This is a genomic window from Microbacterium sp. CH1 (assembly GCF_001595495.1).
Lineage (GTDB): Bacteria > Actinomycetota > Actinomycetes > Actinomycetales > Microbacteriaceae > Microbacterium.
Genome location: NZ_LOSO01000011.1, coordinates 125,553 through 140,356 on the forward strand (window position 1 = coordinate 125,553; position 14,804 = coordinate 140,356).

Consider the following 14,804-nt stretch of genomic DNA (forward strand, 5'->3'; position numbering starts at 1 on the left):
GTCCCGCGCCCCTAGGGTGGAGGCATGTCGCGCCCAGAGCCTCCGGTCCGTGCACCGGAGGCCGTGCGCCGGCCAGGGCCGACCGCGCCGCTGCTCGGCCTCGCCGCGATCGCCGGACTGTTCGGGGTCCTCATGCTCGCTGCCGCGGGACAGGGCACCCCGCAGTTCTCGTCGTCCCGGCCGGAGAGCACGCCGCCGCCCCCGGAGGACGTCGTCCTCCCGGTCCCGTCGACGACCGGGACACCACCGCCCCCGGAGTCCTGGGGTGATTCCGCTCTCGCGCAGATTCTCGGGGTGGTCTTCGGGGCGCTGCTGACGCTGGCCGTCCTCGCGCTCGTCCTCGTGGTCCTGCGCCAGCTCCTCCGCTTCCTCCGAGGGCTGTGGCAGGCACGTCCGCTCGATCGTCGTGAGGTCACCGCTGCCGCCGGGGAGGACGGCGGCAGCACTCCCGCGGTACCTCCGAACGAGGAGGTCATCCGCCGCGGGGTCTCCGCCGCGTTGCGCACCGTGACCGCGAGGCCCGATCCCGGCGATGCGATCGTCGCCGCGTGGGTCGGACTGGAGGAATCCGCCGCCGACGCCGGCCACGGTCGCGGAGCCGCCGAGACGCCGGCGGAGTTCACGGCCCGGGTGGTCGGTGCCCGCCGGAGCATCGCGGCCGACGTGCTCCGGCTCCAGGGGCTGTACGAGCGGGTCCGCTTCGGTGGGCTGGTCGCAGACGAGCAGGACCGACAGAGCGCCGTGGTCGCCCTCCGGGGCATCAAGGAGGGGTGGCGGTGAAGGGCATCGTCGTGACGGTGATCAGCGCCCTCATCGGGGCCGCTCTCCTCACCGTGCTCCTCGTGCTCGGAGTGCCTGCCGCCTTCGCCGTGGCCTGGACCCTCCTCCTGCTCGCGGTGGTCGCGGCCACCCGGCAGGTCTTCGTCGACGAGGCGGTCGTGTGGCCGCCGGAGGCGCCGCGGCCGGAATCGCGCGGCTCGGACGTGTCGCGGATGGCCTGGGCGATCAACACCCGTACGGGCGTCGCCGGGCACGTCGTCGTGCGTCGGGTGCAGGGGGTCGTCCGGCGCCGCCTCGCCCATCGCGGCCTCGACCTCGACGATCCTGACGACCACCCGCGCATCGACGCGATGCTGGGGGGCGGCGTTCGAGCGTCCTTGCACGCGCGTCATGTGCAGCGTGCCGACATCGAGCGCGTCCTCGACGCCGTCGACCGCATCCCGACCGACACGGAGGAGACTTCATGACCAACGATGAGACCGCGCAGATCGCCGACGTCGGACGCCGCGTGCTCGCCGGCGTCCGGACAGCGGTGGTCGGGATGGACGAGCCTCTGACGCTGGCGCTCGCCACGATCCTTGCCGGGGGACACGTGCTCTTCGAGGACGTCCCCGGCCTCGGCAAGACGCTCGCCGCGCGGAGTCTGGCGGGGGCCCTCGGCCTGGACTTCCGTCGGCTGCAGTGCACTCCTGACATGCTTCCCGGTGACGTCACCGGCTCGTACGTGTACTCGCCCTCGACCGGAGAGTTCACCTTCCGCCCCGGCCCCCTCTTCACGGGCCTGCTGCTCGCGGACGAGATCAACCGGACGACGCCGAAGACGCAGTCGGCGATGCTCGAGGCCATGGCCGAGCGCCAGGTGACGGTGGAGGGCAATCGGTTCGCCCTCCCACGCCCGTTCCACGTGATCGCGACCTCGAACCCGATCGAGTACGAGGGGACGTACGCGCTGCCCGAAGCCCAGCTCGACCGGTTCATGGTGCGGCTCGCCGTGGGCTATCCCGGCGCTGAGGAGGAGGCGCGCATCATCCTCGACCGCGTCGAGCGGCAGAGCCCGGATGTCGAGGTCGCGCCCGTTCTGGACGCGGAGGGCCTCCAGCGCCTCCAGGCCGCGGTCGAGCGCATCCACGTCGATCCCGACGTCGTGCGGTACGCCGTCGAACTCGCCCGCGCCACGCGCGAGGCGGCGACGGTGGCCGTCGGCGCGTCCCCGCGCGGCTCGCAGGCGCTCGTCCTTCTCGGCCGCGCGCTCGCCGCGCTGGACGGCCGGGCGTATGTGCGGCCGGACGACATCAAGCGCGTCGCGGTGCCCGTCCTCGCTCATCGCCTGACCCTGACGCCGCAGGCCTGGGCGCAGGGCGTGGATCCGCGGACGGCGGTGGACGCGGCGCTGGCTCGGACGCCGGTGCCTCCGACGGTCGCGACGACGCCGTGACGGACGAGACGGCGACCGAGTCCACCGCCGCACTCACGTGGCGGCGCACGCCGGTCATCGCTGTGGGCATCGCCGGCGCCGCGATCCTCGCGGCGGTCGGGCTCGCCTCCTCGCGTCCGGACGTCGTCGCCCTCGGGCTGCCGCTGGCGCTGACCGCGGGCTGGGCGCTCCTCTCGCGCCCCCGTCCCGGACACGCACGCATCGCGCTGCGGGCCCAGGCCGTCGGCGACGGTGACCGCCCGGAGGTGCGGACCACCGTGGACGTGCTGCTGACGGCCGAGGCCGTACAGGTCGCGGTGGATCAGGACGGGCGGCGCACCGGCCTCGCGGACGTACGGCCCGGCGCCGCGTGCGTCACGGCCCGCAGTGCTCTGCAGCACTCCGGTCCGAGCGAGCCGCTCGGCGTGACCGCGCGGGGATCCGACCTCGACGGTGCGTGGGTCACGGGGCTCCTTCCCCGGACGGCCGTCGTCTGGAACGCGCCCCCGCGCGGCGTGCGGATCAGCGCCCTCCCGGTGGCGCCGCGACTCACCGGACTCCACGGTGCCCATCCGGGCTCGCGCCCCGGTCAGGGTGGGGACTTCCGCGACATCCAGCCCTTCGTCCCGGGGGACGAGCTCCGGCGGGTGGACTGGCGGGCGACCGCTCGGGCCGCCCGTCGCCCCGGCGACCTCCTGGTGCGCAGGGACGACGCGCTGAGCGATTCCTCGGTGGTCATCGCGATCGACACCGCCGAAGACCTGGGTGCCGTCGTCGCCGCGTGGGGGAGCGGCGACGCCGATCGCTCCGGGGTCACGTCGCTCGATCACGCGCGTGAGGCTGCCCTCGCGATCGCCACGGCCGCCATCGGCGTCGGGGACCGGGTCGCCTATCACGCGCTCTCCCCGGACGGGGTGTCGCTGCCGTCCGGTGGAGGAGTGCGGCACCTCGCCCGTCTCCGCCGCGCCATCGCGGCCACCGGCCTCGGCGCCGACCCCTCGTACCGTCGCTCGCCGGTGGTGCCGCCCGGCTCGATCGTCTTCGTGCTCTCGACGTTCGTCGACGGGGTCGCCGCGCGGCTGGCGACGAGCTGGCGTGCCGCGGGACACGCCGTCGTGGCGGTCGACGTGCTCCCTGTACCGGAGGCGACCCGCCTCACCAGGGAACAGCGGGTCGCGCTTCGCACGCTGCTCGCCGAACGCGCCGACATCCTGACGGAGCTGGACCACGCGGGCGTCGAGGTGGTGCCGTGGTCGAGCGGAGCCGATGCGGCGATGCGGCTGGCGGCGCGTCGTCTCACGCGCCGGGGGACGGGGCGCCGATGAGTCGTTCCGTCCGCTCGTTCCGCACCGGCGCCGCGGTGCCGGGCATCGTCATCCGGCTCGCGATGGTCGCCGTGGCCGCCTGCGGGGCCCTGCTGCTCATCCCGTTCCCGCTGTGGCAGGGCATCGCCGTGCTCGCCGCGCTCGTCGCCGCCGCGATCCCGCGCAGCCTCGCCGCCTGGGTGGCGCTGGCATGCCTGCCGTTCGGGGTGATCCTCACGGAGCCGGATCCCGGTCGGACGGCGCTGGCGCTGCTGTGCGTGCACGCTGTGCACGTGTGCGCGTCGCTAAGTCTCGTGGTGCCGCCGTCCTCGCGTGTGGCCCTCCCGGTCCTGCGTCCGACCGCCGGCCGCTTCCTCACGGTCCAGCTGCTCGCCCAGCCGGTCGCGTTCGGAGTCTGGCTGCTCACCGAGCGGCAGATCACCGGGACGACCGTGCTCCTGGCACCCGTCGCCGCGGTGATGCTGCTGGGTGGGGTCCTGCTCGCGGTCCGCGCTGCGAGACGGGCCGACGTGGCGGCCGCAGGAACCGGGGCGTTCGGCGTTCTCGGAGCCGATGTCCGTGGCCCCTCGTAGACTTGTTCGGTGCCCATCGTCCCCGTTGCTTCCCCAGGAAAACTCAGTGTCCGCGGCGCCCGCGTGCACAATCTCAAGAACGTCGACATCGACATCCCCCGCGACTCGCTGGTGGTCTTCACCGGCCTCTCCGGATCGGGGAAGTCGAGCCTCGCCTTCGACACGATCTTCGCCGAGGGGCAGCGCCGGTACGTCGAGTCGCTGAGCGCCTACGCGCGGCAGTTCCTCGGTCAGGTCGACCGGCCGGACGTCGATTTCATCGAGGGGCTGAGCCCGGCGGTGTCGATCGATCAGAAGTCGACGAACCGCAATCCCCGGTCCACGGTCGGCACGATCACCGAGATCTACGACTACATGCGTCTGCTCTGGGCGCGTATCGGCGTCCCGCACTGTCCGGTGTGCGGCGAGAAGATCCAGCGGCAGACCGTCCAGCAGATCGCCGACCAGCTCATGGAGCTCCCGGAGCGCACCCGCTACCAGGTGGTCGCGCCGATCGTCTCCCAGAAGAAGGGCGAGTTCGTCGACCTGTTCCGGGAGCTCGGGGCGAAGGGCTACTCGCGGGCGATCGTCGACGGCGAGCTCATCCAGCTGGCCGAGCCTCCGACGCTGAAGAAGAGCTACAAGCACGACATCGCGGTGGTCGTCGACCGCCTCGTCGCCTCGCCCGACATCCTCGGACGCGTGACCGACTCGGTGGAGACCGCTCTCGGCCTCGCCGGTGGGGTCGTGCAGATCAACTACGTGGACGGCGAGGGCGACGACGCCTGGCAGACGTTCTCGGAGAAGCTCGCGTGCCCGAACGGCCACGCGCTCACCCTCACCGAGATCGAGCCGCGCACGTTCTCCTTCAACGCGCCGTTCGGTGCCTGCCCCGCCTGCTCGGGCCTCGGCACCCGCATGTCGGTGGACGTCGATCTGATGCTCGGCGACGAAGACCTCTCGATCCGCGAGGGCGTCATCATCCCGTGGACCACGCAGGGCAAGGGGCTCTTCCAGTACTACGAACGCCTGCTCGAAGGACTCTCCCGCGACCTCGACTTCTCCCTCGACACCCCGTGGCGCGAACTGCACTCCGACGTCAAGGAAGCAGTGCTGCGCGGAGAGAACTACAAGGTCACCGTCAAGTGGAAGAACCGCTACGGCCGTGAGATGCGCTATGCCTCCGGATTCGAGGGCGTGGTGCCGTACATCGAGCGGCAGTACCTGCAGGCCGAGTCCGACACCCAGCGCAGCCGGTGGGGCGAGTACCTCCGCGAGGTCCCGTGCCCGGTCTGCAACGGCGACCGTCTCAAGCCCGAGGTGCTGGCCGTGCAGGTGCACGGCCACTCCATCGCCGAGGTCTCCCACCTGAGCCTGGCCGACGCCCGGGCCTTCATGGAGAAGCTGCACCTCACCGACCGCGAGGCCAAGATCGCCGCCCAGGTGCTCCGCGAGATCCGCCTGCGCCTCGACTTCCTCCTCCAGGTCGGTCTGTCCTACCTCAACCTCAGCCGTTCGGCCGGCTCGCTGTCGGGAGGCGAGGCTCAGCGCATCCGCCTCGCCACGCAGATCGGCTCCGGTCTCACCGGCGTGCTCTACGTCCTCGACGAACCGTCGATCGGACTGCACCAGCGCGACAACCGCCGGCTCATCGAGACGCTGCTCACGCTGCGCGACCTCGGGAACACCCTGATCGTCGTCGAGCACGACGAGGAGACCATCGAGGCCGCGGACTGGGTGGTCGACATCGGCCCGGGGGCCGGCGTGAACGGCGGTGCCGTGGTCCACTCCGGGCCCTACTCGGCGCTGCTCGCCGACACCGATTCGATGACCGGGGACTACCTCTCGGGCCGTCGGGAGATCCCGATGCCGGCGAAGCGTCGGAAGATCGACAAGAAGCGCATGCTCAGCGTCGTGGGCGCCCGCGCCAACAACCTCCGCAACGTCACGGCCGACTTCCCGCTCGGCGTGCTGACCGCGGTCACCGGCGTCAGCGGATCCGGGAAGTCGTCCCTCGTGAACGACATCCTGTACCAGGTGCTCGCGTCGCGGCTCAACGGGGCGCGGACGGTGCCGGGCAAGCACACGCGCGTGACCGGGCTCGACAACCTCGACAAGGTCGTGCACGTCGACCAGGCGCCGATCGGCCGCACCCCGCGATCGAACCCGGCGACCTACACCGGCGTCTTCGACCGCATCCGCACGCTCTTCAGCGAGACGCCCGAGGCGAAGGTCCGCGGCTACCAGCCGGGCCGGTTCAGCTTCAACGTCAAGGGCGGACGCTGCGAGGCGTGCTCGGGCGACGGCACGATCAAGATCGAGATGAACTTCCTCCCGGACGTGTACGTGGACTGCGAGGTGTGCCACGGCAAGCGGTACAACCGCGACACCCTCGCCGTGCACTACAAGGGCAAGAACATCGCCGAGGTGCTGGAGATGCCCATCGAGGAGGCGGCCGAGTTCTTCGAGCCGATCCAGGCCATCCACCGCTACATGAAGACCCTGGTCGACGTGGGGCTGGGGTACGTCCGCCTCGGGCAGTCGGCGACGACGCTGTCCGGCGGTGAGGCGCAGCGCGTGAAGCTCGCGACCGAGCTCCAGCGCCGCAGCAACGGTCGGAGCATCTACGTGCTCGACGAGCCGACGACGGGTCTGCACTTCGAAGACGTGCGCAAGCTCCTCGAGGTGCTGAACGGTCTGGTCGACAAGGGCAACACGGTCATCGTGATCGAGCACAACCTCGACGTGATCAAGTCGGCCGACTGGGTGATCGACCTGGGTCCGGAGGGCGGTTCCGGCGGCGGCACGATCCTCGCCACCGGCACGCCGGAGCAGATCGCGCGGGTCGAGGAGAGCCACACCGGCCAGTTCCTCGCCGAGATCCTGGGTGAGGGGCGCTCCGCGCGGAAGGCCAGCTGATGGCCGACGTGCTGCCGTACAAGCCCCGGGCGGGCGAGATCCCGACCGACCCGGGGGTGTACCGGTTCCGCGACGCCAACGGCCGGGTGCTGTACGTCGGGAAGGCGAAGAACCTCCGTCAGCGGCTGTCGAACTACTTCGCTCCGCTGCGGACGCTGCATGAGCGCACGCGCCGGATGGTGACGACGGCGGCGTCGGTGGAGTGGACGGTCGTGCCCACCGACGTCGACTCCCTCCAGCTCGAGTACATGTGGATCAAGGAGTTCGATCCGCCGTTCAACGTCAAGTACCGGGACGACAAGTCGTACCCGTTCATGGCGGTGACGCTCGGGGACGAGGCGCCGCGTGTGCTGGTCACCCGCAACCGGAAGATCCCCGGGGCCCGCTACTTCGGTCCGTACCCGAAGGTCTGGGCGGTGCACGAGACCATCGACCTGATGATCAAGGCGTTCCCGATCCGCACGTGCAGCGACGCCAGTTACAAGCGGGCGATGCAGACGGGGCGTCCGTGCTTCCCCGGGCAGATCGGCAAGTGCGGCGGGCCGTGTTCGATGACGGTGTCGATCGAGGAGCATCGCGCCATGGTCGACGACTTCGTCGCATTCATGGCGGGCGGTGACGAACGCTTCACCCGCGAGCTCACGCAGCGCATGCTCGCGGCCTCGGCGGCCATGGACTACGAGGCAGCCGCGAAGTACCGTGACAAGCTCTCGGCGATCGAGGCCGTGCTCGGCAAGAGCGCCCTCGTGCTCCCGGCCGACGAGGACGCCGACCTGTTCGGCATCGCGGAGGACGAGCTCGCCGCCGCCGTGCAGCACTTCGTCATCCGCGGCGGTCGCGTTCGAGGCGTCCGGGCCCTGACGATCGAGAAGGAGATCGACATCACGGGTGGGGAGCTCGTGGAGCAGGTCCTCCAGCAGGCGTACGGCGAGGCCCAGGACGTGCCGCGCCGCATCCTCGTCCCGGTGCTTCCCGACGACGCCTCCGAGCTGGAGGTGTGGCTGCGCGAACGCCGGGGCCGGAAGGTCGAGATCGCCGTGGCGCATCGCGGCCAGCGCGCCGACCTCATGCGCACGGCCACGCTGAACGCCCAGCAGGCGCTGATCAGGCACAAGACGCGTCGGACGAGCGACTACGTCGCGCGCACGCAGGCGCTCACCGATCTCCAGGAGGCGCTGGGGATCGAGGAGGCACCGCTCCGGATCGAGTGCTTCGACATCTCGCACCTCGGCGGCACCAACGTGGTGGCGTCCATGGTCGTGTTCGAGGACGGTCTGCCGCGCAAGGACCAGTACCGCACCTTCAACATCGCGGAGACGACCGACGACACCGACTCCATGTACCAGGTGCTGCGGCGTCGGCTCGCCTACCTCGACCGCCCGGAAGAGCAGGAGACCGTCGACCCCACCACCGACGAAGTGGTCGCGGAAGACGTCGGCGAGGCGGGGGTGCGCCGGAAGCCCCGGTTCGCCTACCCGCCGCAGCTGCTGCTCGTGGACGGCGGTCAGCCGCAGGTCGAGGCCGCCGCGCGGGCACTGCGCGACGCCGGACACACGGAGATCGCGGTCTGCGGCATCGCCAAGCGTCTGGAGGAGATCTGGTTGCCGGGAGACGACTTCCCGGTCATCCTGCCGCGGACCAGCGAATCCCTCTACCTGCTCCAGCGTCTTCGCGACGAGGCGCATCGGTTCGCCATCACGCACCAGCGCAAGAAACGCAAGAAGGACATCACCACGGTGCTCGCCGAGGTCCCTGGTCTCGGGGCCTCGCGGATCAAGGTCCTCCTCAAGCACTTCGGGTCGGTCACCGCGCTGCGTGCCGCGGAACCGCAGCAGATCCAAGAGGTCCAGGGGATCGGTCCGGTGCTCGCCCAGAACATCCATACGCACCTGTCCACTCGCTAGGCTGGGAGGCCGAGGGGGAGAAGGAGCAGTGAGCGATGTCTGACGGGGAACAGGGCGAATTCCTCATCGTCACCGGGATGTCCGGCGCGGGTCGGACCACGGTGGCGAACGCGCTGGAGGATCTCAGCTGGTACGTCGTCGACAACCTGCCGCCGCAGATCCTCCGACCGCTGCTCGATCTCACCGGCATGGGGGGCGACGCGCTGCCGAAGGTCGCGGCGGTGGTCGACGTGCGCGGCCGCAACCTCTTCGACGACTTCCCGGGTGTCGCTCGCGTGCTGCGCACCAGGGGATCCATCCGCGTGCTCTTCCTGGACGCCTCGGACGACGTCCTCGTCCGTCGCTTCGAGGCCGTACGGCGCCCGCATCCGCTGCAGGGCGACGGCACCCTCCTCGACGGCATCCGGACCGAGCGCGCCCGGCTCGCCCCGATCCGCGAGGCCGCGGATCTGGTGATCGACACCTCGGCGTTGAACATCCACCAGCTCGCGACCAAGGTCTCCGACATCTTCTCGGAGGAGGGCGAGGCGCGGCACCGGGTCACCCTGCTCAGCTTCGGCTTCAAGTACGGGCTGCCCACCGACGTCGACGTCGTGGCCGACATGCGCTTCCTCCCGAACCCGTATTGGAACGAAGACCTGCGCGGTCTCACCGGACAGGACGAGACCGTGCGGGAGTACGTGCTCTCCCGGGACGGCGCGGAGGAGTTCCTCGACGCCTACGCGAAGGCTCTCGTTCCCGTCCTCGAGGGGTATCAGCGCGAGAACAAGAGCCACTCCACGATCGCCATCGGGTGCACGGGCGGCAAGCACCGTTCGGTCGCCATGTCCGAGGAGCTCGCCCGTCGACTGGCGGGAATACCGGGCGTCGCGGTCAACGTCCGCCACCGTGACCTCGGCAGGGAATAGGGCCCCGAGCGAGTAAGCTGGAGGTTTGCGTCGCGACCCGGCGCGTGAACGTGAAGGAGTCTCGTGGCACTAACCACCGACGTCAAGGCTGAGCTCGTCAGCATCCGCAATGCACCCCCGACGGTGCGCGTCGCTGAGGTGACGGCCATCCTCCGGTTCGCCGGTGGTCTGCACTCCATCGCCGGCCGTGTGGCGGTGGAAGCGGAGGTCGATGCCGAGACCCTCGCCCGCCGTGTGGCCCGCGACCTCGCCGAGATCTACGGCGTCCGTCCGGAGATCGCCCAGGTGCAGTCGAGCACCGCCAACGACGGCGCCCGCTGGGCCGTCCGCGTCATCGCGCAGGGGGAGACCCTGGCCCGCCAGACCGGACTGCTCGACCAGCGTCGCCGCCCGGTCCGCGGACTGCCGAACCGCCTCACCACGGGGTCCCGTGCGGAGATCGCCGGCCTCTGGCGCGGGGCCTTCCTCGCCGCCGGTTCGCTGAGCGAGCCGGGCCGCTCCGCGATGCTCGAGGTCGCCTGCCCGTCGTCCGAGGCCGCCATGGCGCTCGTGGGTGCCGCCCACCGCCTCGGTGTCGCCGCGAAGGCGCGCGAGGTCCGCGGGCTTCCCCGCGTCGTCGTGCGCGAGGGGGAGGCGATCCGCACCATCCTCAGCGAGATGGGCGCCCAGCGCACCGCTCTGGCGTGGGAGGAGCTGCGACAGCGCCGCGAGGTGCGCGCGGGCGTCAACCGTCTCGTCAACTTCGACGACGCGAACCTCCGCCGTTCCGCGCAGGCCGCCGTGGCGGCATGCGCCCGTGTCGAGCGCGCTCTCGAGATCCTGGCCGACGAGGTGCCCGACCACCTCCGAGTCGCCGGCGAGCTCCGCCTCGCACACCGCGACGCCAGCCTCGACGAGCTCGGTCACCACGCCGACCCTCCGCTCACGAAGGACGCCGTGGCTGGCCGCATCCGCCGTCTGCTGGCGATGGCGGACAAACGCGCGCAGCAGGAGGGCATCCCGGGGACCGAGGCCGCCGTCCCCGCCGGTCTCGACGTCTGATCCGGGTGACGCCGCCCTGGACCGCGTGTCAACCCCCGGAAGGATCCGGACACCCGAGGCGTTGTCGTCAGTAGGATGAAAGTCGTCCGCTCTCCGTCGCACATCGGCGACGCGGAGCATCGGCAAGCGCCGCGGCGCGGCGCGGATTGGATGAATGCGATATGGCAACCTACACGCTCCCCGACCTTCCCTACGACTTCGCCGCTCTCGAGCCGCACATCAGCGGCAAGATCATGGAGCTGCACCACGACAAGCACCACGCGACCTACGTCGCGGGCGCCAACACCGCCCTGGAGCAGCTGGCGGAGGCCCGCGAGAGCGGCAACCTCGCGAACGTGAACAAGCTCGAGAAGGACCTCGCGTTCAACCTCGGCGGCCACGTCAACCACTCGATCTTCTGGACCAACCTCTCGCCGAACGGCGGCGGCCAGCCCGAGGGCGAGCTCAAGGCGGCCATCGACGAGTATTTCGGCTCCTTCGAGAAGTTCCAGGCGCACTTCACCGCCGCCGCCACCGGGATCCAGGGTTCCGGCTGGGCCGTCCTGAGCTGGGACTCGATCGGCTCGCGACTCATCATCCAGCAGCTCTTCGACCAGCAGTCGAACACCGCGCAGGGCACCATCCCGCTGTTCCAGCTGGACATGTGGGAGCACGCCTTCTACCTCGACTACCTCAACGTGAAGGCCGACTACGTCAAGGCCGCGTGGAACATCGCCAACTGGGAGAACGTCGCCCAGCGCTTCGAGGTCGCCCGTCGGCAGACGAACGGCCTGCTGGTACTGTCGTAATCGGGTCGCGTCCCGGCGGGCCCACGGCTCGTCGGGGCGCCATCTCAGCCAAAAAACCCGCGCATGGCGCACGCTCGACGGCGGCGCTCGGCGCATGAGAAACAGGGAGACCTGAGTGTCTGTCAAGATCGGTATCAACGGCTTCGGCCGCATCGGACGCAACTACTTCCGCGCAGCTCTCGCGCAGGGAGCAGACCTTGAGATCGTCGCGGTCAACGACCTCACCGACAACAAGACCCTGGCACACCTGCTGAAGTACGACTCGGTCAGCGGCGTCCTCGACGCCGAGATCACGTACGACGACGACAGCATCACCGTCGACGGCAAGGAGATCAAGGCCTTCGCAGAGCGTGACCCCGCCAACCTCCCGTGGGGCGAGCTGGGCGTGGACATCGTCATCGAGTCGACCGGCTTCTTCACCAACGCCGACGCCGCGCGCAAGCACATCGACGCCGGTGCGAAGAAGGTCCTCATCTCGGCTCCCGCCACGGGTGACGACCGCACCATCGTCATGGGCGTGAACGAGGAGACGTACAACCCGGAGACGGACCACATCATCTCCAACGCCTCCTGCACCACGAACTGCCTCGCGCCGCTGGCCAAGGTGTTCAACGACGCCTTCGGCATCGACCGCGGCTTCATGATGACGGCCCACGCCTACACCGCCGACCAGAACCTGCAGGACGGTCCCCACAAGGACCTCCGCCGCGCCCGCGCCGCCGCGATCAACATCACGCCGGCCTCGACGGGTGCCGCGAAGGCCATCGGCCTCGTCCTCCCGGAGCTGAACGGCAAGCTCAGCGGTTCCTCCTACCGCGTGCCGGTTCCCACGGGCTCGATCGTCGACCTGACGCTCATCACGGACCGCGAGAACCTCACGGTGGACGAGGTCAACGAGGCCTACAAGAAGGCTGCGGCCGAGGGGCGTCTGGCCGGGTACCTGCAGTACAACGAGGACCCGATCGTGTCGAGCGACATCGTGCACAACCCGCACTCGTCGATCTTCGACTCCACGCTCACCAACGTCAGCGGCAACCTGATCAAGGTCTCGAGCTGGTACGACAACGAGTGGGGCTACTCCAACCGTCTCGTCGACCTGACCGAGTACGTCGCCGAGCGCATCTGAGCTCCGACACATGACTCTGCGCACCCTGGACTCATTGGGTTCGCTCGAGGGCAAGCGCGTCATCGTCCGTTGTGATCTGAACGTCCCCCTGCGGGACGGGGTCATCACGGACGATGGCCGTGTCCGCGCCTCGCTGCCGACCCTGAAGACCCTCATCGACGCGGGCGCCCGCGTCGTCGTCTGCTCGCACCTCGGCCGCCCGGACGGCGCGCCCGACCCGCAGTACAGCCTCGAGCCGGTCGCCCAGCGGCTGTCCGAGCTGCTCGGCGCCCCGGTCGTCTTCGCCGGCGACACCGTGGGCGAGGCCGCGAAGGACGCCGTGGCGTCCCTCGAGAACGGTCAGGTCGTCGTGATCGAGAACCTCCGGTTCAACCCGGGGGAGACGTCGAAGGACGACGCCGAGCGCGGTGCCTTCGCGGCGCAGCTCGCGGAACTGGGCGACGTGCTCGTCTCCGACGGGTTCGGCGTCGTGCACCGCAAGCAGGCGAGCGTCTACGACCTCGCGAAGCTGCTGCCCTCGGCGGCGGGGCTCCTGATCGCGACCGAGCTCGATGTGCTCGATCGCCTGACGGAGAACCCGGAGCGGCCGTACGCGGTGGTGCTCGGCGGGTCCAAGGTGAGCGACAAGCTCGGAGTCATCTCGCACCTGCTGCCGCGGGTGGACCGCATCCTCGTCGGCGGCGGCATGCTCTTCACCTTCCTGAAGGCACAGGGGCACGCCGTCGCGTCGAGTCTCCTCGAGGAGGACCAGCTCGAGACCGTGCGCGGCTACATCGCCGAGGCGGCCGAGCGCGGCGTGGAGCTCGTGCTCCCGACCGACGTGGTCGTCGCCGCCTCCTTCGGTGCGGACGCGGACCACGAGGTGGCCGCCGCGGACGCGATCGAGGAGACGGCGTTCGGTTCGTCGGGCATCGGCCTCGACATCGGACCGGAGACCGCCGCGCGCTTCGCCGAGGTCATCCGCGGATCGAAGACGGTGTTCTGGAACGGCCCGATGGGCGTGTTCGAGTTCCCGGCCTTCGCTGCGGGAACCAAGGCGGTCGCGCAGGCACTGACCGAGGTCGACGGCCTCAGCGTGGTCGGCGGCGGCGACTCCGCCGCAGCCGTCCGCCAGCTCGGATTCACCGACGACCAGTTCGGGCACATCTCGACCGGCGGCGGCGCGAGCCTCGAATTCCTCGAGGGCAAGAAACTACCTGGGCTGGAGGTCCTCGGATGGGCGTGAGCTCCCGTACCCCGCTGATCGCGGGCAACTGGAAGATGAACCTGGATCACCTGCAGGCGGTGGCGTTCGTGCAGAAGCTGCACTGGACGCTGAAGGACGCCAAGCACGAGGACGGATCCGTGGAGGTGGCGGTCTTCCCGCCCTTCACCGACATCCGCAGCGTGCAGACGCTGATTGACGCGGACAAGATCCCGTTCGCGTTCGGTGCGCAGGACGTCTCGGCGCACGACTCCGGTGCGTACACCGGCGAGATCTCCGGGGCGTTCCTGGCGAAGCTCGACGCGAAGTACGTCATCATCGGACACTCCGAGCGTCGCGAGTACCACGCCGAGTCGGACGAGGTCGTGGCCGGGAAGGTGAAGGCCGCGCTCAAGCACGGCCTCTCCCCGGTCATCTGCGTCGGCGAGACGGCGGAGGACCTGGAGAAGTTCGGCGCCAGCGCGGTTCCGGCCGGACAGCTCGAGGCCGCCCTCCAGGGCGTCTCCCCGTCGGCTGACATCGTCGTGGCGTACGAGCCCGTCTGGGCCATCGGATCGGGCCAGGCGGCCACCCCGCAGCAGGCGCAGGATGTCTGCGCGGCGCTTCGTGGTGTGATCGCGAAGGTCCTCGGCGACGAGGCGGCGGCCCGCACCCGCATCCTCTACGGCGGATCGGTCAAGGCGGCGAACATCGCCAGCTTCATGCGCGAGCCCGACGTGGACGGCGCCCTGGTCGGCGGCGCGAGCCTCGTCGTCGACGAGTTCGCGGCGATCATCCGCTTCGAGAAGCACGTCGGCGTGTGAGTGCGGCGGGGCTCCGGCCCCGCTGCACCGTATACTTGACC

Annotated in this window: 13 protein-coding genes; all 13 read left to right on the forward strand. The window is 70.2% G+C overall.

Annotation, left to right across the window (positions count from 1 at the left end):
• Positions 1 to 24 precede the first annotated feature (24 nt).
• The 13 genes from AUV07_RS03920 to tpiA all read left to right on the forward strand — a co-directional run bounded on the left by AUV07_RS03920 (position 25) and on the right by tpiA (position 14,763).
• On the forward strand, positions 25 to 780 hold the full coding sequence (locus tag AUV07_RS03920; RefSeq protein ID WP_062634053.1) for a DUF4129 domain-containing protein: 756 nt from the start codon (positions 25 to 27) through the stop codon (positions 778 to 780).
• A complete protein-coding gene (locus AUV07_RS03925; protein WP_157523907.1) occupies positions 777 to 1,247 on the forward strand; it encodes a hypothetical protein in 471 nt (156 codons plus the stop codon). The genes AUV07_RS03920 and AUV07_RS03925 overlap by 4 nt, the downstream gene beginning before the upstream one ends.
• Entirely contained in the window at positions 1,244 to 2,215 is a 972-nt protein-coding gene (locus tag AUV07_RS03930; RefSeq protein WP_062634058.1) for an AAA family ATPase, read from the forward strand. The genes AUV07_RS03925 and AUV07_RS03930 overlap by 4 nt, the downstream gene beginning before the upstream one ends.
• On the forward strand, positions 2,212 to 3,519 hold the full coding sequence (locus AUV07_RS03935) for a DUF58 domain-containing protein (protein WP_062634060.1): 1,308 nt from the start codon (positions 2,212 to 2,214) through the stop codon (positions 3,517 to 3,519). The genes AUV07_RS03930 and AUV07_RS03935 overlap by 4 nt, the downstream gene beginning before the upstream one ends.
• Positions 3,516 to 4,091 carry a hypothetical protein gene (locus AUV07_RS03940; RefSeq protein WP_062634062.1) on the forward strand — a complete coding sequence of 192 codons (576 nt, stop codon included), beginning with the start codon at positions 3,516 to 3,518 and terminating at the stop codon, positions 4,089 to 4,091. The genes AUV07_RS03935 and AUV07_RS03940 overlap by 4 nt, the downstream gene beginning before the upstream one ends.
• 9 nt (positions 4,092 to 4,100) lie before the next feature.
• Positions 4,101 to 6,989, forward strand: a complete 2,889-nt coding sequence (uvrA, locus tag AUV07_RS03945; RefSeq protein WP_060921194.1) for an excinuclease ABC subunit UvrA — start codon at positions 4,101 to 4,103, stop codon at positions 6,987 to 6,989.
• Positions 6,989 to 8,893 (forward strand): excinuclease ABC subunit UvrC, encoded by a 1,905-nt coding sequence (gene uvrC, locus AUV07_RS03950; protein ID WP_062634064.1) that lies wholly within the window; start codon positions 6,989 to 6,991, stop codon positions 8,891 to 8,893. Before uvrA ends, uvrC begins: the two co-directional genes overlap by 1 nt.
• A 35-nt stretch (positions 8,894 to 8,928) precedes the next feature.
• Positions 8,929 to 9,801 (forward strand): RNase adapter RapZ, encoded by an 873-nt coding sequence (rapZ, locus tag AUV07_RS03955; RefSeq protein WP_025105029.1) that lies wholly within the window; start codon positions 8,929 to 8,931, stop codon positions 9,799 to 9,801.
• 63 nt (positions 9,802 to 9,864) lie between these two features.
• Positions 9,865 to 10,842 (forward strand): DNA-binding protein WhiA, encoded by a 978-nt coding sequence (gene whiA, locus AUV07_RS03960; RefSeq protein ID WP_025105028.1) that lies wholly within the window; start codon positions 9,865 to 9,867, stop codon positions 10,840 to 10,842.
• Positions 10,843 to 11,003: 161 nt separating this feature from the next.
• Entirely contained in the window at positions 11,004 to 11,630 is a 627-nt protein-coding gene (locus AUV07_RS03965; protein WP_062634066.1) for a superoxide dismutase, read from the forward strand.
• Positions 11,631 to 11,745: 115 nt separating this feature from the next.
• Positions 11,746 to 12,756, forward strand: a complete 1,011-nt coding sequence (gap, locus tag AUV07_RS03970; RefSeq protein ID WP_025105026.1) for a type I glyceraldehyde-3-phosphate dehydrogenase — start codon at positions 11,746 to 11,748, stop codon at positions 12,754 to 12,756.
• Between the two features lie 10 nt (positions 12,757 to 12,766).
• Complete coding sequence (locus AUV07_RS03975) at positions 12,767 to 13,981, forward strand: phosphoglycerate kinase (RefSeq protein ID WP_062634068.1); 1,215 nt, start codon at positions 12,767 to 12,769, stop codon at positions 13,979 to 13,981.
• On the forward strand, positions 13,972 to 14,763 hold the full coding sequence (tpiA, locus tag AUV07_RS03980) for a triose-phosphate isomerase (protein ID WP_062634070.1): 792 nt from the start codon (positions 13,972 to 13,974) through the stop codon (positions 14,761 to 14,763). Before AUV07_RS03975 ends, tpiA begins: the two co-directional genes overlap by 10 nt.
• Positions 14,764 to 14,804: the final 41 nt, after the last annotated feature.